Annotated in this window: 16 protein-coding genes; 9 read left to right on the top strand and 7 right to left on the bottom strand. The window is 65.4% G+C overall.

Features of this window, described 5'->3' with window-relative positions:
- Positions 1–3: 3 nt before the first annotated feature.
- A complete protein-coding gene (locus QJT82_RS25455; protein ID WP_018269158.1) occupies positions 4–1,164 on the top strand; it encodes an acyl-CoA dehydrogenase family protein in 1,161 nt (386 codons plus the stop codon).
- Positions 1,165–1,204: 40 nt separating this feature from the next.
- Positions 1,205–2,005 (top strand): enoyl-CoA hydratase/isomerase family protein, encoded by an 801-nt coding sequence (locus QJT82_RS25460; protein ID WP_028341859.1) that lies wholly within the window; start codon positions 1,205–1,207, stop codon positions 2,003–2,005.
- A gap of 173 nt (positions 2,006–2,178) precedes the next feature.
- Here the strand turns inward: QJT82_RS25460 and QJT82_RS25465 are convergent, their stop codons facing one another.
- The 5 genes from QJT82_RS25465 to QJT82_RS25485 form a co-directional block, all read right to left on the bottom strand.
- Complete coding sequence (locus QJT82_RS25465; RefSeq protein ID WP_028341860.1) at positions 2,179–4,293, bottom strand: acetate--CoA ligase family protein; 2,115 nt, start codon at positions 4,291–4,293, stop codon at positions 2,179–2,181.
- Between the two features lie 279 nt (positions 4,294–4,572).
- Positions 4,573–5,328, bottom strand: a complete 756-nt coding sequence (locus QJT82_RS25470; RefSeq protein WP_028341861.1) for a hypothetical protein — start codon at positions 5,326–5,328, stop codon at positions 4,573–4,575.
- A gap of 2 nt (positions 5,329–5,330) precedes the next feature.
- Complete coding sequence (locus QJT82_RS25475; protein ID WP_028341862.1) at positions 5,331–6,125, bottom strand: enoyl-CoA hydratase; 795 nt, start codon at positions 6,123–6,125, stop codon at positions 5,331–5,333.
- A 138-nt stretch (positions 6,126–6,263) separates the two neighbouring features.
- Complete coding sequence (locus QJT82_RS25480; protein WP_028341863.1) at positions 6,264–7,469, bottom strand: ABC transporter substrate-binding protein; 1,206 nt, start codon at positions 7,467–7,469, stop codon at positions 6,264–6,266.
- Between the two features lie 158 nt (positions 7,470–7,627).
- On the bottom strand, positions 7,628–15,130 hold the full coding sequence (locus tag QJT82_RS25485; protein ID WP_196238184.1) for an Ig-like domain-containing protein: 7,503 nt from the start codon (positions 15,128–15,130) through the stop codon (positions 7,628–7,630).
- 479 nt (positions 15,131–15,609) lie between these two features.
- Here QJT82_RS25485 and QJT82_RS25490 point away from each other — a divergent pair, with 479 nt between their 5' ends.
- Together QJT82_RS25490 and QJT82_RS25495 are read left to right on the top strand one after the other, a co-directional pair.
- A complete protein-coding gene (locus QJT82_RS25490; protein WP_028341865.1) occupies positions 15,610–16,356 on the top strand; it encodes a thermonuclease family protein in 747 nt (248 codons plus the stop codon).
- 71 nt (positions 16,357–16,427) lie between these two features.
- Positions 16,428–17,921: a M48 family metalloprotease gene (locus QJT82_RS25495; protein ID WP_028341866.1), complete on the top strand. Its 1,494-nt coding sequence runs from the start codon at positions 16,428–16,430 to the stop codon at positions 17,919–17,921.
- Positions 17,922–18,094: 173 nt separating this feature from the next.
- Here QJT82_RS25495 and QJT82_RS25500 read toward each other — a convergent pair whose 3' ends face one another.
- Positions 18,095–18,496 carry a c-type cytochrome gene (locus QJT82_RS25500; protein ID WP_051447948.1) on the bottom strand — a complete coding sequence of 134 codons (402 nt, stop codon included), beginning with the start codon at positions 18,494–18,496 and terminating at the stop codon, positions 18,095–18,097.
- A gap of 192 nt (positions 18,497–18,688) precedes the next feature.
- Here QJT82_RS25500 and QJT82_RS25505 point away from each other — a divergent pair, with 192 nt between their 5' ends.
- Positions 18,689–19,498 (top strand): transporter, encoded by an 810-nt coding sequence (locus QJT82_RS25505; RefSeq protein WP_028341868.1) that lies wholly within the window; start codon positions 18,689–18,691, stop codon positions 19,496–19,498.
- 122 nt (positions 19,499–19,620) lie between these two features.
- On the opposite strand, the gene QJT82_RS25510 is transcribed toward QJT82_RS25505, so the two are convergent.
- Positions 19,621–20,910, bottom strand: a complete 1,290-nt coding sequence (locus QJT82_RS25510; protein WP_028341869.1) for an MFS transporter — start codon at positions 20,908–20,910, stop codon at positions 19,621–19,623.
- Positions 20,911–21,143: 233 nt separating this feature from the next.
- Between QJT82_RS25510 and cyoA the strand changes: the two genes are divergently transcribed.
- Genes cyoA through cyoD form a run of 4 tightly spaced genes read left to right on the top strand, consistent with a single transcriptional unit; the run spans position 21,144 to position 25,339 of the window.
- Positions 21,144–22,310, top strand: coding sequence for a ubiquinol oxidase subunit II (gene cyoA, locus QJT82_RS25515; protein WP_028341870.1), 1,167 nt, complete (start codon positions 21,144–21,146; stop codon positions 22,308–22,310).
- Between the two features lie 10 nt (positions 22,311–22,320).
- Positions 22,321–24,324 (top strand): cytochrome o ubiquinol oxidase subunit I, encoded by a 2,004-nt coding sequence (gene cyoB, locus QJT82_RS25520; protein WP_028341871.1) that lies wholly within the window; start codon positions 22,321–22,323, stop codon positions 24,322–24,324.
- Positions 24,321–24,950, top strand: a complete 630-nt coding sequence (cyoC, locus tag QJT82_RS25525; protein ID WP_028341872.1) for a cytochrome o ubiquinol oxidase subunit III — start codon at positions 24,321–24,323, stop codon at positions 24,948–24,950. Before cyoB ends, cyoC begins: the two co-directional genes overlap by 4 nt.
- Positions 24,947–25,339, top strand: a complete 393-nt coding sequence (gene cyoD, locus QJT82_RS25530) for a cytochrome o ubiquinol oxidase subunit IV (RefSeq protein ID WP_028341873.1) — start codon at positions 24,947–24,949, stop codon at positions 25,337–25,339. The genes cyoC and cyoD overlap by 4 nt, the downstream gene beginning before the upstream one ends.
- Positions 25,340–25,560: the final 221 nt, after the last annotated feature.

Here is a 25,560-nt window from a genome sequence, read left to right on the forward strand (position 1 = left end):
ATCATGACTGCAGCCCTTCGTTTCGATCCGATCCGCCTGCCGGAAAAGTGCGAGCAGCTCCGCAAGGAGGTGCGCGCCTTCCTCGCCGAGGAAATCGCCGCCGGCACCTTCGATCCCCACGCGCCGAACCGCGAGGACAATGACGCGCCGGAATTCTCCCGCCGCGTCGGCGCCAAGGGCTGGCTCGGCATGACCTGGCCGAAGAAATATGGCGGCCAGGAACGTTCGTTCCTCGAGCGCTATGTGGTCACCGAGGAGATGCGGGTCGCGAACGCGCCGACCCGGCGCTTCTTCGTCGCCGACCGCCAGAGCGGGCCGGTGCTGCTGAAATACGCCCCCGAGCACATCAAGATGGACATCCTGCCGCGGATCTGCCGCGGCGAGGTCTGCTTCGCCATCGGAATGAGCGAGCCGAACTCCGGCTCCGACCTGTTCGCGGCGAAGACCCGCGCGACCAAGACCGACGGCGGCTATCTCATCAATGGCACCAAGATCTGGACCTCGTCGGCGCACATCGCCGACTACATGATCGCGATCTTCCGGACCTCGCCGCCGACCAAGGAAAACCGCCGCCACGGCCTGACCCAGTTCCTGGTCAAGATGAAGCAGCCGGGCATCCAGGTGAATCCGATCGGCCAGATCACCGGCCAGTTCGAATTCAACGAGGTCGTGTTCACCGACTACTTCGTCCCCGACGATCACGTGCTGGGCGAGGTCGACGGCGCCTGGAAGCAGGCAACGTCGGAGCTCGCCTATGAGCGGAGTGGTCCCGAGCGCTTCCTCGAGACCTATTACGTGCTCACCGAGCTCGTGCGCGCGGTCGGCAAGAATCCGGACACCCGCAGCGCCGAGGGCATCGGACGCCTGGTGGCGCAGGTTCATACCATGCGTCGCATGTCGGTATCGGTCGCGGGCATGCTGCAGGCCGGCAAGGAGCCGGTGGTCGAAGCTTCCATCGTCAAGGACATCGGCACGGTGTGGGAGCAGCAGCTGCCGCATCGCGTGCGCGATCTCGCCGCATTCGTCGAGGAGACCGCGACCAACCGCGAGACGCTGGAAAAGCAGCTCGATTTCGCCATCAAGACCGCGCCCAAGCTGACGATCCAGGGCGGCACGACCGAAGTGCTGCGCGGCATCATCGCCCGCGGACTTGGCCTGCGCTAGCCGCGCGGGCTCGCCTGCGCTAATTCAACGAGGACAGATCATGACCAAGTACACTGATATCGGCGTCGAAACCCACGGCCATGTCGGCCTGATCGAAATCCGAAAACCCCCGCTGAACTTCTTCGACGTCGCGCTGATCAACCAGATCGCCGACGCGCTGGAGGAGTTCGACAACAATATCGAGATCCGCGCCTCGGTGCTCGCCGCCCAGGGCAAGGCGTTCTGCGCCGGCGCCAATTTCGGCGATCCGGCCCGCCAGGAGCAGGAGGAGCGCGCCAAGAGCGATCCGGCTTCCAACCTGCCGATCAACCATCTCTACGTCCAGGCGGTGCGCATCTTCCGCAACAAGAAGCCGATCGTCGCGGCGATCCATGGCGCCGCGATCGGCGGCGGCCTCGGCCTTGCCGTCTCCGCCGACTTCCGCGTCGCCTGCCCCGAGGCGCGCTTCTCGGCCAACTTCACCAAGCTCGGCTTCCATCCGGGCTTCGGCCTGACCGCGACGCTGCCAGAGCTGATCGGCAAGAACAATGCCGAGCTGATGTTCTACACCAGCCGCCGCGTCACCGGCGAAGAAGCCTATCGCTGGGGCCTCGCCAACGTGCTGGTGCCGCAGGACCAGGTGCGAGCGGAAGCGATGAAGCTCGCGCAGGAGATCGCCGAATGCTCGCCGCTCGGCCTGGTCTCGACCCGCGCCACCATGCGCGCCGGCCTCGCCGACCGCGTGCTCGCCGCGACCAACCATGAGCTCGCCGAGCAGACCAAGCTGCGCGCGACCGAAGACTTCAAGGAAGGCGTCAAGGCGACGGCCGAACGCCGCGTCGCCAACTTCAAGGGGCGGTGAGGCCTTTCTCTCTCAACGGCCGTTCTCTCTCAACATGGTCGTCCCTGCGAAAGCAGGGACCCATACGCCGCGGCCAGCGGAAAGGGCACAAGCGGCGTTACCTTGCTCCGCCAACACCATTCGGTGGTTATGGGTCCCTGCTTTCGCAGGGACGACGGTGGGGAGATAGTACGCTAACCCCTCGGCACCACCAGCGCGTCGACGATCGTCACGCCCTGCCCTTCCGGGTGCACCAGCACCGGATTGACCTCGATCTCGGCGATCTCGCCTCGGTGCTGCGCCGCCAGCACCGAAATCTGCGAGATCAACCGCACCAGTGCCGCGACATCCGCCTTCGGCGCGCCGCGGAAGCCGTGCAGCAGCGGCGCGGCCTTCAGCGTCTCCAGCATCGTGGCCGCTTCAGCCGCGCTCACCGGCGCGGGGCGATAGGCCACGTCCTTGAACAGTTCGGTGGTGATGCCGCCGAGCCCCACCATCACCATAGGCCCGAAGGTCGCGTCCAGCATGGTGCCGATGATGATCTCGACGCCTCGCCTCGCCATCGGCCCGACCAGCACGCCCTGAATTTCAGCGCCCGGCCGCTGCTTCTGCACCGTCTCCAGCATGTCGCGATAGGCCGTGAATGCCGCACCCTTGGCGGCGATGTTGACGCGGACGCCGCCGACCTCGCTCTTATGCGCGATCGCGGGCGACTGAATCTTCATGACCAGTGGAAATCCGGCGCGCTCGATCGCAGCGTCGAGCCCGTCGCGGTCGGTCACCAGCACCTCATCCGGCAGCGCAATGCCGGCCGCGCGCAGCAGCGATTTGCTGTCATATTCGGACAGCGTCTTCGACGTGAGATGCCGGGAGAGATCGTGCGCCGGCGACGCTGATGCCGCGATCTCCGGTGCAGGCTTGAAGCCGGCATAATCAGCCAGCCGCCGCATCGCGACGCCGACATGGGTCAGCCCCGAGAGCACTACGACGCCCGACTTGGCAAGCTCCTGCCGCGCGAATTGCGACGGCAGCGTGTAGGAGTAGAACACCACCGGCTTGTTCTGCGCCGCGATCACTGGCTTCAGCTCGGCTTCCTTGAACGGCATCCGCGTCTCGCTCGACAGCGACAGCACGACCAGCGTCGCGTCCACTTCATCAGACGTATCGAACAGCTCGATGCTCTTCTGCAGCCCGCCGGAGGAGACGCCCTGCGCGGTGACGTCGACCGGATTGCCCGCCGCGCCGTAGGACGGCATCCATTGCTTGATCTGGCTCTGGATCGCGGCTGAAAGCTCTGGCACCCGCAGGCCCTGCATCGAGACGGTATCGGCGCCCCAGATGCCGGCGCCGCCGGACACCGTCAGCACCGCGACGCGATCGCCCTTCGGCAGCGGATTGGTGGTCAACACGGCAGCAATCGTCACGGCCTCGTCGAGATCGTTGGACACGATGAAGCCGTATTTCGCGAACACCGCATCATAGGCCGCCGACCAGCCCGCCATGCTCGCGGTGTGCGAGGCCGCCGCGCGCTCGCCGGCGCCGGAGCGGCCCACTTTAGTTACGATGACGGGCTTTTTGAGCTCCGCCGCGCGCTTGGCCGCCACCAGGAACTTGTCGACGTCGCGGATACCCTCGATGAACAGCAGGATCACGTCGGTCGAGGCATCCTGCACCATGTAGTCGAGGAACTCGCCGGCGCCGAGATCGCTCTCATTGCCGGCGCTGACGACATAGCTGAGCGCAACCCCGAGCGCCTTGGCGCGATGATAGATCGCAAAGCCGATGCCGCCGCTCTGCGCGACAATGCCGATGCGCCGCTTGCCGGCGACCAGATCGGGTGCCTCCGGCTTGACGTCGACGGTCGGGCTGAAGGTCGCGGCGACCTTCTGCGCCTGGCTGTAAAACCCTTCCGCGTTGGGCCCACTGATCCGCATCCCGGTCCGCTTCGCCAGCGCCACGATCGCGTCCTGCATGTCAGCGCTGTCGCCGCCCTCTTCGGCGAAGCCGGACGAGATGATGACCGCATTCTTCACACCGGCGGCCGCGCACTGCTCCAGCGCCGGCAGCACCGCACGGGCGGGAATGACGATAACGGCAAGATCGATCGGCGCGCCGATCTCGGCGACCGACTTGAAGCATTTCAGCCCGTCGATCTCGTCATAGTTCGGATTGATCGGATAGAGCGCGCCGGGATAGCCGTTCTTGCGCAGCATCGCGAGCAGCCGCCCGGGAATCTTCTCGTGATCGCGCGAGGCGCCGATCAGCGCGATGCTTTTTGGGGCGAAGAAGGTATCGAGCGGATGCGGCATGGGGGCGTATTCCCGATTGTTATTGTTGCGCTCGACGATATTGAATCGTCGCCGCTAGCTCAACCGCCCTTCCCGTCATCCTGAGGTGCGAGCGGAGCGAGCCTCGAAGGATGGACGGCCACCAGCCGGGCCGTGCATCCTTCGAGACGCGCTGCGCGCTCCTCAGGATGACGGGAAATAAAGACACATAGCCCGGATCGTGCGCAGCGCAATCCGGGAACGCTCCATCCGCGAAGAGCGCGGCCCCGGATTTCGCTTCGCTGCATCCGGGCTACGAAATCACGCCGTCAGCTTGAACGTCACGCCGCAGAGCAGGAACTCGTCGCCCTTCACCGCACAGCCTCTGGCTTTCGCGGCCTCCAGCACCTTCGCCTTGTCGGCGACCTTGAACGTCAAGCCGCTCATGATCTCGCTGTCGCCCTTGACGAAGCGGAAGGTGCCGTTCGGCAGCTTCACCACGGTACCATCGGCGGGAATGCCGATGATCCTGCCCCAATGCGCCGCCAACCCCTCAGGCTCGGGGCTCTGCATCTCGACCTCGGTCAGCGACAGCGTCGTGTCCTTGCGGATCGACTTCTGCCAGTCCGGGCCGGCCGGCGGATACGGTCCCAACACGTCGTCGCTGCCGTCGGTGTGATTGAACTCGATGAAGGCAGCGCGGCAGTCGCGCGGGTGCAGTTGCACGCCGTGATACGGCGCGTGCGTGATCACGTTGGCGGTGCGCACGCCGATCGCGTTGGCCTTGGCGCCGCGCGCGTCGGGATCCTCGCACGTGAAGATCGCCATATAGCCGCCGCGGCCGCCGGTCTTCTCGATGAAGCGGCCGGCCGCCGTGCCCGGCCCCGGCTGGAACGGCGCCACGACTTCGAGCAGGATTGTATCGACCGGCAGCAGCGCATTCTCGAGGCCGTATTTCGCGACATTGCCGTCGCGATAGCAGACATCGAGGCCCATGATCGCGGAGATGTCCGCGATGACAGGCGCAAGCTGCGGTGCCACCAGGCAGATCTGCCGCAGCCGCATGTACTCGGCCATGGTTACTGCCCCTGGAAGGTGGGCTTGCGCTTCTCGACGAAGGCCTTGGCCGCTTCCTTGTGGTCGGTGGTCTCGCCGGCACGCGTGTGGTGGATCGCCTCGCCGTCGAAGCAGGCTTCCAGCGTCATGGTCTCGGCATTGTTGATGTTGCGCTTGATGTAGCCGAGCGCCACCGACGGCCCCTGCGCCAGCGAGCGCGCCAGTTCCAGCGCCTCGGCCTCGACATCGGCATCGGGCACCACCTTGGAGACCATGCCGAGGTTGTAGGCTTCCTGCGCCGACAGCACCGGCGACATCATGTAGAGCTCGCGCGCTTTCGCGCTGCCGAGCATCTTGGTCAGGAAATAGGTGCCGCCGTAATCGCCGGAGAAGCCGACCTTGGCGAAGGCGGTGGTGATCTTGCAGGAGGCGCTGGCAACGCGGAGATCGCAGGACAGCGCGATCGAGAGGCCCGCGCCGGCCGCCGCGCCGTCGAGCTGCGCCACCACCGGCTTCGGCATCTGGTGCAGGATGCGCGAGACCTCCATGCCGCGGCGCAGATTGGCCATCTTGGCCTCGAACGGCAGCGGTGCGCGTCCTTCCGCCATCGACTTGACGTCACCGCCGACGCAGAAGGTGCCGCCGGCGCCCCTGATCAGCACCGCGCGCACCTCGGTATCGTCCTGCGCGCGCCGCGCCGCCTCGACGAGGCCGCGTGTCATGTCGGGATTGAGCGCGTTGCGCCGATCGGGACGGTTCATGGTGATGGTGAGCAGGCCCTTGTCGAGGGATTGGAGGACCATCTGATTATCGCTCATGGCGTTTTGCCTTTCGTTGTTGTTGGTTGTTGCCACGTCGTTCCGGGATGGTGCGCTAGCACCAGACCCGGAACCTCGAGATCCCGGGTTCGATGCTAACGCATCGCCCCGGGATGACTGCGTGACTTCGTCACTTCGTCACTTCTTCACAAGCGGGCAGCGCGACTCCGACAGCGGCTGGAAGGCCTGGTCGCCCGGCACGGTCGCCACCAGCTTGTAGTCGTCCCAGCGGCCCTTCGATTCCGACGGCTTCTTGACCTCGAACAAATACATGTCGTGCACCATACGGCCGTCCTCGCGGATCTTGCCGTTCTTGGTGAACATGTCGTTGATCGGGGTCTCCTTCATCACCTTCATGACGGCGGCCGCATCGGTGGTGCCGGCGGCCTTCACCGCCTTGAGATAGTGCGTCACCGAGGAATAGACGCCGGCCTGTGCCGAAGTCGGAACCCGCTTGGTGCGTTCCATGAAGCGCTTGGTGAAGGCGCGGCTGTCGTCGTTGAGATCCCAGTAGAAGGCTTCCGCCAGCAACAGGCCCTGCGCGGTCTCGAGCCCGACGCTGTCGATGTCGGTGACGAAGGCCAATAGCGGCGACAGTTTCTGGCCGCTCTTGGTGAGACCGAATTCCGCCGCCTGCTTGATCGCGTTGATGGTGTCGCCGCCCGCATTGGCAAGCCCGATCACCTTGGCCTTCGAGGCCTGCGCCTGCAGCAGGAAGGATGAGAAATCCGAGGTGTTGATCGGATGCCGTACGCTGCCGAGCACCTTGCCGCCCGACTTCACCACGACATTGCTGGTATCCTTTTCCAGGTCCTGGCCGAACGCGTAGTCCGCGGTGAGGAAGAACCAAGTATCGAGACCGGATTTCACCGCGGCAAGGCCGGTCACATTGGCCTGCGCGAAGGTGTCGAACACGTAGTGCACGGTATAGGGGCCGCAGGCCTCGTTGGACAGGCGGATCGAACCCGGACCGTTGAACATGATGATCTTGTTGCGCGCCTTGGCGATCTCGGCAGCGGCGAGCGCGGTCGCGGATGCTGCGACGTCGAAGATCATCTCGACGCCCTGGTTGTCGATCATGTCGCGGGCGATGTTGGCGGAGAGGTCGGCCTTGTTGAGATGGTCGCCGACCACGATCTCGACCTTGCGGCCGAGCACCTTGCCGCCGAAATCCTCCACCGCCATCTTGGCGGCGGTTTCGCTGCCCGAGCCGGTGATGTCGGCATAGAGGCTCGACATATCGAGGATGCCGCCGAGCTTCAGCGGAGGCTTGTCCTGCGCCAGCGACGCATTCGCCGAGATCGCAAACGCACAGGCCAACACGCCGGCCAAAACTCGTCTCATTCCAATCCTCCCTTGCAGCGCGGACCTCGTTCCATCAGGTCCGTTTCGAGGGCCGGATCATGCCGCATGGCCTGCACTGCAGCAAGCCGCAGCGGCAGCAATCTGTTTTCCGCTAAGCGGAATGAGGCGCCGCGCCGGAGCTTCCAGCCGCGCCGCGATCAGAGATGAAAGTCGGGAACGGTCTGATGGGGCGTTCCCGCCGGCAGGCCGAGGAACAGGTACTGCATGCCATAATGTCCGGCGAATGCCGATGCTGTTGCATCCATGATGATGCGACCGCCCAGATCCAGATGCAATTCCGGCCGCGTAATGGCGCCGAGCGTGTAGGCCGGCACGATGGTCTCGTTGATGTGCAGGGCGTCGAAGACGGCGGACACCGCCGAAAGCGAAGCCGCATTGCCGGCCAGGTCGACGACATCGGCGCCATTGGCGGCGAAGCCGGTCACCGCCAGCGAGCCGGCGCGATCGGTCGACGACACGATGTGATCGAACACCAGCTTCGAGGAATCGCCGAGCAGCGCCGTTGCCGCGGCGTCGTAGATTGCGGTGCCGCCATCGTTCAGCGTCAGGCTCGGCGTGCCGCCATTGACGTGCACCGCCTCGTTGAACCCGACCGTCAGTTGCACCAGCGAACCCGGCGTCGCGACGCCGCCGGAGGGCGTCGCCGTGATTCCGATGAGATGAGGCGCCGTGGTGTCGAGGGTGAAGGTCAGGTTGGAGGACGCGCTGACATTGCCGGCGGCGTCGATCTCCTGCACTGTCACGGAATGCACGCCGTCCGTTGTGAAGACCGGCGCCGCCGTCGAGAAGCCCGACGCGCCGTCGGCCTTGTAGCGCAGCGTGTCGGCCGCATCGAACTTGGTGTAATCGATCAGCGCATTGCTGGTGATGTGGTCGGCGCTGGAGACGCCGGTGTCCCGGTGCAGCATTAGCGTCGGCGCCGATGGCGCCTTGGTGTCGCCGGTGAAGCCGATCGCGTTGCTTGCTCCGCCGGCATTGCCGGCGATGTCGGTGTAGCTCGCCCCCGCAACCGAAAGATCGGCCGACAGGTGGTCGGTGACATCGGCCGTGAAGGTCGCGGTGTAGATATCGTGGCCTGCGCCGTTGATGCCGACATGAACGAGGCTGCCCAGCAAGCCGCCATGGACGGTGACGTCGCCAAGCCCGAAGCCTGCGACCGCCTCGGAGAAGGTGAACGTCATCAGCGCGGCGTCACCGGCGTGCAGCAGGGTGTGATCGGCCACCACCGATACCGTCGGCGGATGCGTGTCGCCGCCGATCGTCGCGGTATTGCTTGCCGCGCCGGTATTGCCTGATACGTCGGCATAGCTCGCGGCGGTGACCCGGATCGAGCCCGCCACGACGTCGTTGATATCTGGCGTGAAGGTCGCGGTGTAGACGTCCTGCCCCGACATGTTGAGCCCGACATGGACCAGATTGGTCACCGTGCCGCCGGCGACGACGGTATCGCTGAGCGCAAAGCCCGCGACCTGCTCGGAGAAGGTGAAGGTGACAACCGAAGTCTGGCCCGAAAGCACCGTGCTCGGGCTCGCGGCAACCGACACCGTCGGCGCCCTGGTATCGCCGGTAAAATTGATGGTGCCGCTCGCCGCACCGGTATTGCCGGCAATATCCATATAGCTCGCAGCCGTGACCTGCACCGAGCCCGCTTCAGTGTTGCTTTCATCCGGCGTGAAAACCGCCGTGTAGACGTCCTGGCCCGATGCGTTGACGCCGACATGGACCAGATTGCCCAACGCCCCGCCATGCACCGTGACGTCACCGAGCGCGAAGCTCGCGATTTGTTCCGAGAAAGTGAACGTCACCAGCGCGGTCTGGCCCGCCAGCACCGCGTTACGATCCGCCGCGATCGACACCGTCGGCGCCAGCGTATCGCCGCCGATCGTGGCGGTGTTGCTTGCCGCGCCGGCATTGCCGGCCACATCGCTGTAACCGGACGCATTCACCTTCACCGAACCGGTCTCGGTGTCGCTGACATCGGGCGTGAAGGTCGCGGTGTAGACGTCCTGCCCGGCGCTATTGAGCCCGACATGCACGAGATTGCTCAGCGCGCCGCCATGGACGGTGATGCCGCCAAGGGCGAAGCCCGACACGGCCTCCGAGAAGGTGAAGGTCGCGACCGAGAGGTCGCCGGCCAGCACTGTGTCGGGATTGAGCGTGACGGAGACCGTCGGCGCCTGCGTGTCACCGGTGAAGTTGATGACGTTACTGGCGGCGCCAGCGTTGCCGGCCGTATCGCTGTAGCTCGATGGGCTGACCTGCACCGAGCCAGCCTCGGCGTTGGTGACATCGGGCGTGAAGGTCGCGGTGTAGATGTCCTGGCCGGCGCCATTGACGCCGACATGGACAAGGCTGCCCAGCGCGCCGCCGCTGACGCTGACATCGCCGAGCGCGAAGCCCGCGACGGCCTCGGAGAAGGTGAAGGTCACGACCGCGGTCTGTCCGGCGAGCAGCGTGCCATGGTCAGCCGAAACCGACACGGTCGGCGCCTTGGTATCGCCGCTGAAGCTGATCGTGTTGCTCGACGTGCCGGAATTGCCGGCAACGTCGCTATAGCTTGACGCGTTGACCTGCACCGAGCCAGCCTCGGCATTAGTCACGTCGGGCGTGAAGGTCGCGGTGTAGACGTCGTGACCGGCGCCATCGACGCCGACATGGATGAGATTGCCCAGCGCACCGCCCTGGACAGTGACATCACCCAATCCAAAGCCGCTGACGGCCTCGGAGAAAGTGAACGTGACAACCGCGCTATCGCCGGCAACCAGCGTGGTGTGATCGGCTGCAACCGCCACCGTCGGCGCCTTGGTATCGCCGGTGAAGGTGATCGCGCTGCTTGCCGCGCCGGCGTTTCCGGCGCTGTCGGTATAGCTCGATGCGTTGACCTGCACCGAGCCCGCCTCGGCGTCTGTAACGTCGGGTGTGAAGGTTGCCGTGTAGATGTCCTGGTGCGCGGCGTTGACGCCGACATGCACGAGGTTGCTGAGCGCGCCGCCGCTCACCGTCGTGTCCATCAGCGCGAAGCCGGTGACCGCCTCGGAGAAGGTGAAGGTGACGGTCGAGGTCTGCCCGGCCAGCAGCGCGGTCGAGCTCGCCGCAACCGACACAGTCGGCGCGATCGCGTCGATCACGAGATGCAAATCGGTCGCCGCATGGGTCACGTCGGCGTCCTGGCCGCCGGGATCCCTGATCGTGCCGCCGTTGAGCGAGAGGCTCTGCACCTGCAAATCAGACGTGCTGTCGCCGTCCTGCACCGTGTAGCTGAACACCAGCGCCTGCGAGCCGCTGCCGCTGAGATAGGTCGCGGCCTTGCCGTCATTGAGCAGCAACTCGGGCGCGCCGGTCATGCTCACCGTGTTGCTGAAGTTGACGGTGATGGTCACAACCTTGCCGGCGTTCAGGATCGTGAGATGATCGGTGGTGTCAGCCGTGATCGAGGCGATGCTCGCCTGCGACCGGATTTCCAGATGCGGCGTCGCCGAGCCATCGGAACCAAGAAGCAGCGAGCCGGCCGAGGCGCCGGCCCCAAAGCTCAGGTTCAGCGAGGCGAGCGTCGTGCCGCTGCCGCTCTTCACCAGCAACACGCCGTTCGCATAGGACAGCGTGGCCGTGGCGTCATAGCCGATGTTGCCGAAGTCGATGGTGTCACCGCCGGCAAAGCCGGTGATCGACGTGCTGAACGAGGTGCCGGAGAATGCCGCGGCATCGAGCACGAGTTTTTCGGTGCTGCCGTCGGTGAAGGCGACCGCGCCGGTTCCCGCCGCGCCGTTCGCCGCCAGCTCGAGGATCGAGCCCTTGATGACGGTACCGCCCGAATAGGTGTTGTGCGCGGACAGCACCAGCCGGCCGCCGCCGGTCACCTCGACATCACCAGGCGTCGCGCCATCGGAGATGACGCCGCTCTGGGTGACGGTCTCGCCGGCCGCGACATTGAAGACCGGATCGCCGGCGACGGTGATGTTGCGGGTCTGCGTGAAGCCGTCGGTGAAGCTGATGCCGGTGCCGTCGCCGAGCTTCAGCACGTTGGTGACCGCGCCGAGATTGACGTTGGCGGAGATCGACACCCTTGTGCCGGCGCCGCTGACCGTGGTGTTGCCGGTGTAGGTGTTGTTGCCGCCGAGGATGACGGTACCGCCGCCGCTGATCGCGAGCCCGCCGACGCCAGCATTGGCGCCGGTGCCGCCGTTGCCGCTCTGGTCCGCGATGTCGTTTGCGACAGTCAGCGTCTGGCCGCTGCCGGGCGCGAAGCTGAGATCGTTGTTGCCCTGGATGAAAATGCCGGAGCCGAAACCCGAGCCGCTGGCCTGGCCGATGCCGTTGGTGCCGCCTTTGACGGCGCTGAAGCCGGAATCGTTCGACAGCGAGCCGCTCTTAGTGGTCAGCGAACCGCCTTGCTGGACGAAAACGTCGCCGCCCGCGCCAAGGCCGCCACCGCCGCCCGGCGCGCCGTTGCCGCCGCCGAAGCCGCCGACACCGCCGATGCCACCGCCGCCACCGAAGCCACCGTCGCCATTGTAGCCGCCGCCACCACCGAAGCCGCCGTTGCCGCCATCGCCGCCGCCGCCGCCGAAGCCGCCATTGCCGCCATCAGCCCCGTTGCCGCCGCCGACACCGCCGCCCGGACCGTAGGGTGCGCGGACGCCGCTGCCGATCCACCCAGCCGCGCCGCCGCCTCCACCGTTGGCGCCGCCTGCTCCGCCATACCAGTAAAGCTCGGTCCCGCCCCCGATCGAGATCAGGTAACCGTCGCTCCCTTTGCCGCCCCCAGCGGTGTTGGGGATAATGCCGGGCGAACCGCTTCTAAAGAGATCACTGTCCGCGCCCTGAGCGCCGAGGCCGATACCGCCGCCGCCGCTGCTTCCGCCGCGTCCGCCCATCCCGCCGCCGCCGCCGTAGCCGTAGCCGGAGCTGATACTGCCAGTGCCGCCGGCACCGCCGTTGCCGCCGATCGCTGCGCTGTTGTGGAAGGTGACGTTGTCGATGGTGGCGCTGCCGTTCGACGAGACGAACAGCGCGCCGCCGAGCCCGGCGCCGCCACCGCCGCCGCCGCGAACGACACCGCCGCCGGCGGCCACCGTGTTCTGGATGGTCAGGTTCTCGAGATTGACGTTGCCAGCATAGACGAAGAAGCCACGCTGGGCGTTGAGGCCGTCGATCGTATGCGTGCCGCCGTGGCCGTCGCTGCCGTTGATCGTGACGCTCGATCCGCCCAAGAGATTGAGCGCGTACAGCTCCGACGTCAGGCTGAAGTTCGCCGTGATGTTGATTGTGTAGTTGGCATTCGGCGCGGCGTTCTGCCCGCCGGAATCCATCTGCAGGATGGCCGCGTTGAGCTCGGCGACGTTGGAGACATTGAAGACACGGGTCGAGACGACCTGCACGATCGTTCCGCCGTTGGCATCCTGCGAGAGCTGGAAACTGGTCCCGGCGCCGACGCCGGCAAGGGTCAGCGTATCGGTCGTGGTGCCGTTCGAGATCGAGAGCGTGTTGCCGGACAGGCTGACCGTGTTGAGCGACGGATTCTGGGTGTTGTACTGCAGCCCGGTCAGATCGATGAACTGGCCGGGATTGAAGTTCGCGATCGTGTTGGCGAACGCATTGCCGCTCAGCGCGGCATTGTCGATCTTCAGCGTGCCGGCGATGCCGGTCGAGAACGAGATGTTGCCGGTCCCGGCGGCGCCGGCCGCGGTGAGCCACACCGTGCCCGAATAGATCGTCGTGCTGCCGTAGGTGTTGGCGGCATGGCCAAGCACGAGCGTACCGCCGCCGTCGACGCCGAGATTGCCGCTGCCGGTCACGAGGGCGGTGTCGGAGATGGTCTTGCCGTTCGCGATCGACAGGATCGAATTGCCGCTGACCGAGAGCGTGTCGTCGAAAGTGCCGCTCGATGTCAGCGACAGATGCGCGCTGCTCAGACCGAACGTCCCGGTCAGCCCGGCGAGCTGACCCATCCCGAGCTGCAACGTGCCGGCGCCGGACAGCATGAACGTACCGGAGCCGCTGATCGAGCCGGTGTCGATGATCGTGCCGGACAATATGTCGAAGGTGCCGCCATTGCTGGTGAGCTGAATGTCGTGCGTGAAGTTGTAGCCGCCGGTCGTGGTCAGCGTGCCGCCGTTGAGGATCAGCGCGCCGGCCGAACCGCCGATGTTGTTGTCGGCCGTGATCGAGAGCGTGTTGCCGGCATCGATCTGCGTGCCGCCGACATAGCTGCTCGCACCCGTCAACGTCAGCGTACCGCCGCCGGAGACGACCAGCTTGCCGGTCGTGCCGCTGCCGCTGATGCCCCGCTCATCGGCGATCGTGTCAGCTATCGTGAGCGTCGTCGATATCGTCGGCCCGCCCGCGAAGGGGGAGGAGATGGTGTGCGTCGGCGTGACGACCATCGTGCCCTGGATGAAGATGTCGCCATAGGCGGAGCCGTTGCCCGCACCATTGGCACCGGTGCCGCCGGTCTCGGTCGCATCCATCAAGGTGCCGCCGATCACGGTCAGCGTGCCGCCTTGCTGAACGAAGATGTCGCCGCCGGCGCCAAGGCCGCCGCCACCACCGCCGGCGAGCGAGCCGCTGCCGGCGCCGAATCCGCCGGTGCCGGGCGTGCCGTTCGAACCGCCGCCACCGCCGCCGAAGCCGCCATTGCCGCCGGTATGCGCGTATCCGCCGCCGTTGCCGGAGCCGCCGCCACCGCCGGCGAAACCACCGTTGCCGCCGCCATAAATGCCGCCGCCGCCACCGCCGCCCATGCCGCCCGCGCCGCCGAAGCCGATCAGGGTGCCCGAGGGGCCGCCGCCCACCGAGTTGGCGCCACCGATGCCGCCGCCGCCGCCACCGACACCGCCGCCACCACCGCCGCCGCTCGCGCCACCGCCGGCGTGCGCGCCATAGCCGATGCCGCCGTAATTGTCGGCCCCCTGTCCGCCGCCCGCCGCACCTTCGATCGTCGCCGGTGTGCCGCCCGCGGTCTGCGCCCCGGTCGAGGGATGCTGGCTGTCGGAGCCCGCCTCGCTGTAACCGCTGCCGCCATTGCCGTGGTAGCCGTAGTAGTCTTGGCCGCCGAAGCCGCCACCACCGCCGCCGCCACCATTGCCGCTGCCGCCATCGGCACCGATGCCGCCACCACCGCCACCGCCGCCGGCAGGATCGACCACGCCGCCATCGCCGCCCTTGGCCGTGTTGCTGCCGAAATTGACATTGTTCAGCGTGACGTTGGCGTTCTGTCCGACGAACAGGCCGCCGCCGAGGCCCGCGCCGCCGCCGCCACCGCCGACCCCGCCATTGCCGCCGCTCGCAACCGCATTGACGATCGTGAGGTTCTTGAACGTCACTGTGCCTGATGTGACGACGAAGCCTTGATAGCCGCGCGCATCGATGATGTCGCTGTTGTCCTGGCCACCGAGTTGATTGTTGTAGTCGGAGTTTCCGTCGAAAGTGAGCGTCGAGCCGCTCATCAGGTTGATGGCAGGCAGATCGTCGAGCAGCTGCAATGTGCGGGCGCTGCCGGAGGTCGAGAAGTTGATGACGTAGTCGGTGTTGGCCGACGCTAGTCCGCCGCCGACGCTGATCGCCGAGATCGCGTTGTAGAGCTGGAGATAATCGTGGAGCGGATCGCTGGTCGTCAGCGTCAGAACAACGGGATTCGACACAAGGACCTCGGCAATATGCGTGAGCGACCGCAATCGGTCGCCTTTCAAAAAAATTGCCGAATAGTTACCTTGCGCCGCAAGTCATTGGCAACAATAACGAATTCTCATTCCGCGCACGGAGTTGAGATGATGAATGGGTAAGGTTGACGCGTGTGAGGACCGCTCGACGCACGATCGGACGGCAATTTTCGTCACGACGAGGGTCGCTGAAGACGAGTTGGTCCCGCGACAGGCACGCATTGATGTGAAACACGAATCTCGCGTGTGCACGTGATGAGAAGCGCCGCAGAAAAATTGACCACCGAATCAATGATGGCACCCCTCGATGCGATCTCGCTTCGCTTGTGGTGGCTCCGAAGCGATCTTTCCGTCAGACTGTCCTTGTTGGCGACCACGCTCCGACCGGAGCGCACCGGAGTGACGAGTGCCGCATGACGCCTCCACGCGATAAAGCATGGCGTTGCCGTCCGTGGGCGGTGATGATGACAGCATGCGTCCTCGCGATCGGCGCGTGCATCGGACGCGCCGAAGCGACTGGCTGCAATTTCGAAATTCAGGGCGAGGGTCGCGTCGCAGCCGTCGTCGATGCGCGCAGCCTTCGGCTGGACGACGGCCGCGAGGTCAAGCTCGCCGGTATCGAGGTGGCCGACAAGGCGAAAGCCAAGGCAGCGCTTACGGCGCTTTTGGTCGGCCGCGAGGTGACGCTGCGCGGACAGGACGACACGCCGGACCGCTACGGCCGGCAGCCGGCCTACGCATTCCTCGCAGGTCACGAGATCCCCGTGCAGAGCGAACTGCTGCGCCAGGGCCTCGCGCTGGTGTCGTCCGAGACCGCCGACAAGGACTGCGCCACGGCGCTAATGGCGGCCGAGGCCGAGGCGAGGGCCGCTCGATCGGGAACTTGGGCCGAGGCCACGGTCATAAAAAACGCCGAAAGTTCCGCCGATATTTTGGCCGGGATCGGGCGTTTTACAGTGGTCGAGGGCAGGGTTTTGTCCGTGCGTCAGGCGGGCGCGACGACCTACCTGAATTTCGGTCGAAACTGGACTCAGGACTTTGCTGCGACTATTTCAAGGCGCATAGTCCCTGCGTTTGAGGCGGCCGGGCTTGCGCCCAAGTCTCTGGAAAATCGTAAGATTCGTGTACGAGGCTGGGTGGAAGCACGACGTGGGCCGCGAATCGAACTGCTCCGGGTGGGGCAGCTTGAAGTGCTCGGCGGGAACTAGGGCCCAAGGGACTCAAGAAACCCAGGGGCCCTGCCCCAGTCTCTTTACGGGACAATTTGTGAGTTTTTGACGTGATTGAGCGCGCAGGACGGCGTGAAAAGGGGACTGGCCGCCGCCTTTCGGCTGCGCCGGCGCTCGTTTGCGCCGCCCTGACGCTGTCGGCCTGCGGCAATGTCGGCCGATTCGAGCAGGCCACGCCCACGGCAGCGGCGGCGCCGGTAAAGCCGAACCGCGTGGTGCAGCAGACGCCCACGAGCGAACGCGAGCATGAGCGCATCCTGTCGTCCTATGGCGGCGCCTATGACGACCCTAAGCTCGAGGGCCTGATCAGCAAGACCGTCGAGCGGCTGGTCGCCGCCTCCGAACGGCCCGACCAGGCCTACAAGGTCACGATCCTCAATTCCGGCGCGGTCAACGCCTTCGCGCTGCCGACCGGCCAGCTCTATGTCACGCGCGGCCTGATTGCGCTCGCCAGCGACACCTCCGAGCTCTCCTCGGTGCTGAGCCACGAGATGGCGCATGTGCTGGCCAAGCACGCGGCGATGCGCGAGGACCAGGCCCGCCAGGCGGCGGTGGTGACGCGCGTCGTCACCGACATGAGCACCGATACCGATCTCACCGCGCTGGCGCTCGCCAAGACCAAGCTGACGATGGCAAGCTTCTCGCGGCAGCAGGAGTTCGAGGCCGACGGCATCGGCGTCGGGATCGCCGCCCGCGCGCATTTCGATCCCTACGGCGCGGCGCGCTTCCTGACCGCGATGGAGCGCAATGCGGCGCTGAAGATCGGCAAGACCGCGCTCGATCCGCGCGCGCAGGACTTCACCTCGTCGCATCCGGCGACGCCCGAGCGCATCAACAACGCGCAGACCACCGCGCGGCAATACTCGTCGCCCGAGAGCAACGAGCGCGACCGCGAGACCTATCTCGCCGCGATCGACAACATCGTCTATGGCGAGGATCCCAGCGAAGGCTTCGTGCGCGGCCGCCGCTTCCTGCATCCCAAGCTCGGCTTCACCTTCACCGCGCCCGACAATTTCACGCTCGACAACACCGCGCAGGCGGTGATCGGCGTGCGCGAGGGCGGCAGCCAGGCGATGCGCTTCGACGTGGTGCGGGTGCCGGCCGAGCAGTCGCTCGGCGACTACCTGAATTCGGGCTGGATGGAAGGCGTCGAGAAATCCTCGACCGAGGACCTCAACATCAACGACTTTCCGGCGGCGTCGGCCACCGCGCATGGCGACCAGTGGCAGTTCAAGGTCTACGCGCTGCGCTTCGGCAGCGACGTCTACCGCTTCATCTTCGCCGCCAAGCAGAAGTCCACCGAGAGCGAGCGCAACGCGCGCGAGACCGTCAATTCGTTCCGCCGCCTGACGCTCGACGAGATCCAGGCCGCGCGGCCGCTGCGCATCAAGGTCATCAACGTGCAGCCCGGCGACACCGTGGAATCGCTGTCGCACCGCATGTCCGGCGTCGATCACCCGGCCGAGCGCTTCCGCGTGCTCAACGGCCTCGACGCCCATGCCCAGGTGAAGCCGCGCGACCGCGTCAAGATCGTGGTGGATTGAGGCTGCGAGGCGTCGCGCTCGCGCCTCACTCCCGCTGTCGTCCCGGCGAAGGCCGGAACCCATAACCACAGCTATCGATTGATTGAAAAAAGCTGGGGCCACAGCGCGTCCCAACAACATATTCCTGTGGTTATGGGTCCCTGCCTTCGCAGGGACGACTGACAGAGAGCGCGCTACTTCGCCTTCTCCTTCAGGAAGGCGATGATGTCGGCGCGATCCTTCGGATCCTGAACCTCGTAGAACATCTTGGTGCCCGGAACCATGGCGTCCGGACCGGTGAGCCATTTGTCGAGATTCTGCTCGGTCCACACGATCTTCGAATTCTTCAGCGCCTCCGAGTAATTGTAGCCCGCGACGGAGCCGGCAAGCCGGCCCACCACGCCCCTGTGCATCGGGCCGACGTCGTTCTTCTCGATCGAATGGCAATCGCCGCAGCCCTGGTACAGGGCGGCGCCGCGCGCCGCATCTCCTGCGGCACGGGCGCTGTTCACGGCGAGCAGAATCGCGATGGCCGCCATCGCGGCAATTTTGGCTTGCCGCGGCGCCAGCACGCCTGCGATCGAACGAATGGTCATTCCCGGGGCTCTCCTGTTTGCCATCACAACAGGAGCAGCCATGCTGCCATTCTATTCCCTGAAATGCCGTGCGCTTCGCGCGGCCGGCGACTGACGAAGATTTTTGAGCCAGCCGGGAATATCCCCGCGCGCCGCCGATCTCTATCGAAGCTGCCACCTCCGCAGCGGCGCCGGGCTATTGGAGCATCCCCAGTGTTTCAGAATCGGTTCGGCGCCGTCGCTCGATTTGCCGAACTCGGGTGCGTGCTTGCTGCGCTCACACTCGCAGCAGCCACCGCCGCGCGCGCGGACGGCTGTCCCAAGCCGAGCGACGAAATCGCGACCGACCGGCCCGACGTCACCAATTCGAGTATCGTCGTGCCGGTCGGGAGCCTGCAGAACGAGAACGGCATCAACCTGACCGGCCGCAGCAGTGGCCGCAGCATCGACGGCAGCAACAGCCGCTGGCGGCTCGGGATCGCCCCCTGCCTCGAAGTGCTGATCGACCTGCCGAGCTATATCGGCACTGTGAAGTCGCCCGGCGCCTCGGGCTTTTTCGACGTCGCGCCGGGGATCAAATGGCAGATCAGCCCGCTGCCGCGGAAGCTCGACCTCTCGATCACGGCCGGCGTCGCGCTGCCGACGGGCGCGGCCGAAATCGCCGGGCGCGGCGCGCAGCCCTATATCCAATTGCCGTGGTCATGGGAGCTGCATGACGGCTGGGGCGTCAGCGGCATGTTCACCGAATTCTTCCGCCCCGCCGAGCTGAGCGGCCAACACATGTCGGAGGCGACCTTCGTGATCGAGAAGAAGCTGACCGAGCGGATCAGCATGTTCACCGAATATGTCGGCGACTATCCCGACGGCGCGCGGCCGACCCAGCTCATTAACTCCGGCGGCCTGTACCAGATCACGCCGACCCAGCAGGTCGACTTCCATGTCGCGTTCGGACTCAACCGCAACTCGCCGAACTACATCGTCGGCCTGGGCTATTCGTTCCGCGTCGACGGATTGTTCCGCTAGCCCACCTCCCCTTGAAAAGGGGAGGTCGCTTTGCTCGCCAAAGTCGGATCGTAGCCATGTCGTTCTGTGAGCCAAGGAGTTGCCAGACATATTTGTCTTCCTAAGACCGCTTGGCCTCCGACTTAAGCCTCGGCTTCGCGCAATCCGCTCAGCCACAGCGCCAGCAGCGTCCACACCGCGCCCGACAACAGATACGCACCGGCCGAGATCAGGCCGAAATGCGTCGCCAGCAAGAGCGCCGCGAGCGGCGCAAAGCCGGCACCGAACAGCCAGGCGAAATCCGAGGTCAGCGCCGAGGCCGTGTAGCGATAGTTGCGCGCGAAGCTCGACGCGATCGCGCCCGACGACTGGCCGAACGACAGACCGAGCAGCACGAAGCCGAGCACCATATAGACGGTCTCGCCGAACGCGCCGGCGTCGAGCAGCTGCGGCGCGAAGCCGCTATAGACCGCGATCGCGACCGCCGAGCCCAGCAGCAGCGGCTTGCGGCCGACGCGGTCGGCGATCATGCCGGAGGCGACGATCGCGACGACGCCGACCATGGCGCCGATCATCTCGATGATGAGGAAGCGCACCGGGCTTTCCTTGGTGAACAGGAACACCCAGGACAGCGGAAACACCGTGACCATGTGGAACAGCGCAAAGCTCGCCAGCGGCGCGAAGGCGCCGAGCAGGATGTTGCGGCCCTCCTGCGCGACGGTCTCGCCGACCCGCGCCGGCTCGAGATCGCGGCTTTCGAACAGCTCGGAATATTCATCCGTCGCCACCATGCGCAGCCGCGCGAACAGCGCCACCACGTTGATGGCGAAGGCGACGAAGAACGGATAGCGCCAGCCCCAGTCGAAGAAATCATCCGCCGAGAGGTTGCCGGCGAAGAAGGCGAACAGGGCGCTGGCCACGATCAGCCCGAGCGGCGCGCCGAGCTGCGGCACCATCGCGTACCAGCCGCGGCGATGCGCCGGCGAATTCATCGCGAGCAGCGAGGCAAGGCCGTCCCAGGCGCCGCCCCAGGCGATGCCCTGCAGCACGCGCGCGGCGGCCAGCAGCCAGATCGCCGCGACGCCGATCGTGTCGTAGCCGGGCAGGAAGGCGAGCGCGACCGTGGCGGTGCCGAGCAGGAACAGCGCGATGACGAGCTTGGCGCCCTTGCCGTGGCGGCGGTCGACCGCCATGAAGATCACGGTGCCGAGCGGTCGCGCGGCGAAGGCCAGCGCGAAGATGCCGAACGAATAGAGCGTGCCGGTCAGTTCATTGACGAACGGAAACACCAGCTTCGGAAACACGATGACCGAGGCGATCGCATAGACGAAGAAGTCGAAGAATTCCGACGTGCGTCCGATGATGACGCCAATGGCGATATCGCCGGGTTTCGCCTGCACGTGACCTGATGCGGTCGGGGTGCCGTGAGCCATTGCTGGGGCTTGTGCCATCGCCGGAGAACCGTCCTTTGGAGCACGATCAAACCGGTTTTCCGAACAGACCGTGCTCAAACAAGAAGTGAGGCCACGGGCAGATTGCCACGCGGTCCACCTCACCTTCTGACCTTTCATCTCGCAGTGCAACATTGGACAAATTGTCCAATGTGAACTTTGCTGCATCGCAGCTACCCCTTGGCGGAACTCATAAAATTCAAGTGGGGTGAGCCGTGCGCGCCTTGAAATTATTGGCCTTATTGCCGTTCGCGGCGCTCCTTGGCGGGTGCGATTTCGTCGTCCTCGCCCCTGCCGGCGACATCGCCGCCCAGCAGCGCGACCTCGTCGTCATCTCGACCGTCCTGATGCTCATCATCGTGCTTCCGGTGATGGCACTGACCGTCTTCTTCGCCTGGCGCTACCGCCAGTCCAACGCCGCGGCCCCCTATGAGCCGGAGTGGGATCACTCTACCCAGCTCGAGCTCGTGATCTGGTCGGCGCCGCTGCTGATCATCATCTGCCTCGGCGCGCTGACCTGGATGGGCACCCATTTGCTCGATCCCTACCGCTCGCTCGGCCGCATCGCCGCCGACAAGCCTATCAAGAGCAAGGACGCCCCGCTCAATGTCGAGGTGGTCGCGCTCGACTGGAAATGGCTGTTCATCTACCCGGACTACGGCGTCGCCGCCGTCAACGAGCTGGCAGCTCCGGTCGACCGCCCGATCCGCTTCCGCATCACGGCGTCCTCCGTGATGAACTCGTTCTACATCCCCGCGCTTGCCGGCCAGATCTACGCCATGCCCGGCATGGAGACCAAGCTGCACGCGGTCGCCAACAAGGAAGGCACCTATCGCGGCTTCTCCGCCAATTACAGCGGCGCCGGCTTCTCCGGCATGCACTTCGAGTTCAAGAGCCTGTCGGCAACGGATTTCGACAAGTGGATCGGCAGCGCCAAGGCCAGCGCCAACATGCTCGGCCGTACCGACTATCTGCAGCTCGAGCGTCCGAGCCAGAACGATCCGGTCCGGCTCTATCGCTCGGTCGATCGCGATCTCTACAAGGCTGTCCTCAACATGTGCGTCGAGCCCGGCAAGATGTGCATGAGCGAGATGATGGCGATCGACGCCAAGGGCGGCCTCGGCCGCGAAGGCTTCAACAACACGCTGCCGCTCACCTACGACAAATACGCCCGCCGCGGCGCGCCGCTCGGCTCTGAGCCGACCTTCGTCGCCGGCATCTGCTCGATGGACGAGATCAAGGACGCGCCGTCGCGCGAGGTCACCGCGCCGCTCGACCTGACGCCGCTGCGCGGCTTCGGGCTGAAGCGCCCGCCGTTCTCGCCCGCGCATCCGTCATCGACATCCTTGCTGCTCGGCCAGCGTCCGAAATCAGAGTCCTGAGGAGGACCGCATGAATCCCGATCTCGTCAAGACGATCTTCGGCCGCCTCAATCTGGAGGCGCTGCCGTTCCACGAGCCGATCCTGATCGGCACCTTCGCGGTGGTGGCGACCGGCGGCCTCGCGCTGTTCGCCATCGTCACCTACTTCCGGCTCTGGGGCTATCTGTGGCGCGAGTGGTTCACCACCGTGGACCACAAGCGCATCGGCATCATGTACATGATCCTCGGCATCGTGATGCTGCTGCGCGGCTTCGCGGACGCGCTGATGATGCGCCTGCAGCAGGCGATCGCATTCAACGGCTCCGACGGCTACCTCCCGGCCCATCACTACGACCAGATCTTCACCGCCCACGGCGTGATCATGATCTTCTTCGTGGCGATGCCGCTGGTGACCGGCCTGATGAACTATGTGGTGCCGCTGCAGATCGGCGCTCGCGACGTCTCCTTCCCCTTCCTCAACAACTTCAGCTTCTGGATGACGGTCGGCGGCGCCGTGCTGGTGATGATGTCGCTGTTCGTCGGCGAATTCGCCCGCACCGGCTGGCTCGCCTACCCGCCGCTGTCGAACATCGGCTACAGTCCCGACGTCGGCGTCGACTATTACGTATGGGGACTACAGGTCGCCGGCGTCGGTACGACGCTATCGGGCATCAACCTGATCTGCACCATCGTTAAGCTGCGCGCGCCGGGCATGACGATGATGAAGATGCCGGTGTTCACCTGGACCTCGCTCTGCACCAACGTCCTGATCGTCGCCTCCTTCCCGGTGCTGACGGCGGTGCTGGCGCTGCTGTCGCTCGACCGTTACGTCGGCACCAACTTCTTCACGAACGACTTCGGCGGCAACCCGATGATGTACGTGAACCTGATCTGGATTTGGGGCCACCCCGAGGTCTACATCCTGGTGCTGCCGGCGTTCGGCATCTTCTCCGAGGTGACCGCGACGTTCTCCGGCAAGCGGCTGTTCGGCTACACCTCGATGGTCTACGCCACCGTCGTCATCACCATCCTATCCTACCTGGTCTGGCTGCATCACTTCTTCACGATGGGCTCCGGCGCCAGCGTGAACTCGTTCTTCGGCATCACCACCATGATCATCTCGATCCCGACGGGCGCGAAGATGTTCAACTGGCTGTTCACGATGTATCGCGGCCGCATCCGCTTCGAGCTGCCGATGATGTGGACGGTGGCATTCATGCTGACCTTCGTGATCGGCGGCATGACCGGCGTGCTGCTGGCGGTGCCGCCGGCCGATTTCGTGCTGCATAACAGCCTGTTCCTGATCGCGCATTTCCACAACGTGATCATCGGCGGCGTGCTGTTCGGCCTGTTCGCCGGCATCAACTACTGGTTCCCGAAGGCGTTCGGCTTCAAGCTCGATCCGTTCTGGGGCAAGCTGTCGTTCTGGCTCTGGGTCTCGGGCTTCTACTTCGCCTTCATGCCGCTCTATGTGCTCGGCCTGATGGGCGTGACCCGAAGGCTCCGCGTGTTCGACGATCCGTCCTTGCAGATCTGGTTCATCATCGCGGGCTTCGGCGCCTTCCTGATCCTGCTCGGCATCGTCGCGATGCTGGTGCAGTTCGCGGTCAGCATTCTGCGCCGCGAGCAGCTGAAGGACACCACCGGCGATCCCTGGAACGCGCGGACGCTGGAATGGGCGACCTCCTCGCCGCCGCCGGACTACAACTTCGCCTTCACGCCCGTGGTGTACGACAACGACGCCTGGTGGGACATGAAGCGCCGCGGCTACAGGCGCCCGCTCACCGGCTTCAGGCCGATCCACATGCCGTCCAACACCGGCACCGGCATCATCCTCGCAGGACTTGCGACGGTGATGGGGTTCGGCCTGATCTGGTACATCTGGTGGCTCGCCGCCGTCAGCTTCGTTGCGCTGCTCGCGGTCGCGATCGGCCACACCTTCAACTATCACCGCGACTTCCACATCCCGGCGGATGAGGTGGTGCGGGCCGAAGAGGCGCGGACACGCGTGCTCGCCGCGGGAGCCCAGACATGAGCGTTGCAATCAGAACCACACAAGACTCCGAGCCGGTCTTCCACGTCATCGACGAGCATGATCATCCGGAAGGCGCTAGCACCATGCTTGGCTTCTGGATCTACCTGATGAGCGATTGCCTCATCTTCGCGATGCTGTTTGCGACCTATGGCGTGCTCGGCGGAAACTATGCCGCTGGTCCATCGCCGAAGGATCTGTTCGACCTCAAGCTGGTCGCGCTCAACACCACGATGCTGCTGCTCTCCTCGATTACCTATGGCTTTGCCATGCTGACGATGGAGAAATCGAGGATCGGGGCGACGCAAGTCTGGCTCGCCATCACCGGGCTGTTCGGCCTCGCCTTTCTCGGCATCGAGCTCACCGAGTTCGCGCATATGATCCACGAGGGCGCGACGCCCCAGCGCAGCGCCTTCCTGTCGTCGTTCTTCACGCTGGTCGGCACCCACGGCCTGCACGTCACCTTCGGCCTCGTCTGGCTGGTGACGCTGATGGTGCAGACCGCGCGCTTCGGCCTCACCGAAGCCAACCGGCGCCGGCTGATGTGCCTCTCGATGTTCTGGCACTTCCTCGACGTGGTCTGGATCGGCGTCTTCACCTTCGTCTATCTCCTGGGAATGCTGCGATGACAAAAGAAGCTCACGCTCTCGAAGCCAACGCCGGCGGGCACGGCCACGACGCTCACGGCGGGGCATCCCATGGCTCGCTGCAGAGTTATCTGATCGGCTTCGGCCTGTCGGTCATCCTCACCGCGGTGCCGTTCTGGCTGGTGATGACGGGTGCCATCGCCGACAAGCAGGTCACCGCGCTGATCGTGCTGGTGCTCGCCGCGGTGCAGATCGTCGTGCACATGGTGTACTTCCTGCACATGAACACGCGGTCCGAGAACGGCTGGACCATGATGGCGATGATCTTCACCGTGGTCATGGTGGTGATCGCGCTGACCGGCTCGCTGTGGGTCATGCATCACCTCAACATCAACATGATGCCGATGCACGACATGAGCCAGATGCCGTGACGATGCGGAGCGCCTCAGACCCCTCCTCACCTCTCCCGCTTGCGGGGGAGCATAGGCCGCCTTTGGCGGCCGTCCTTGAAGGACGCCGAAGCAAAGCTTCGGCTATGACGCGCACAGCGCGTGGCGGGTGGGGGCTCTCTCCACATAATGACCCTTCCGACTCGCGGCGACACCCCCACCCCAACCCTCCCCCGCAAGCGGGAGAGGGAGCAAAGTCCCGA

It is taken from the genome of Bradyrhizobium sp. Mp19 (assembly GCF_029952935.1).
GTDB classification, from domain to species: domain Bacteria; phylum Pseudomonadota; class Alphaproteobacteria; order Rhizobiales; family Xanthobacteraceae; genus Bradyrhizobium; species Bradyrhizobium elkanii.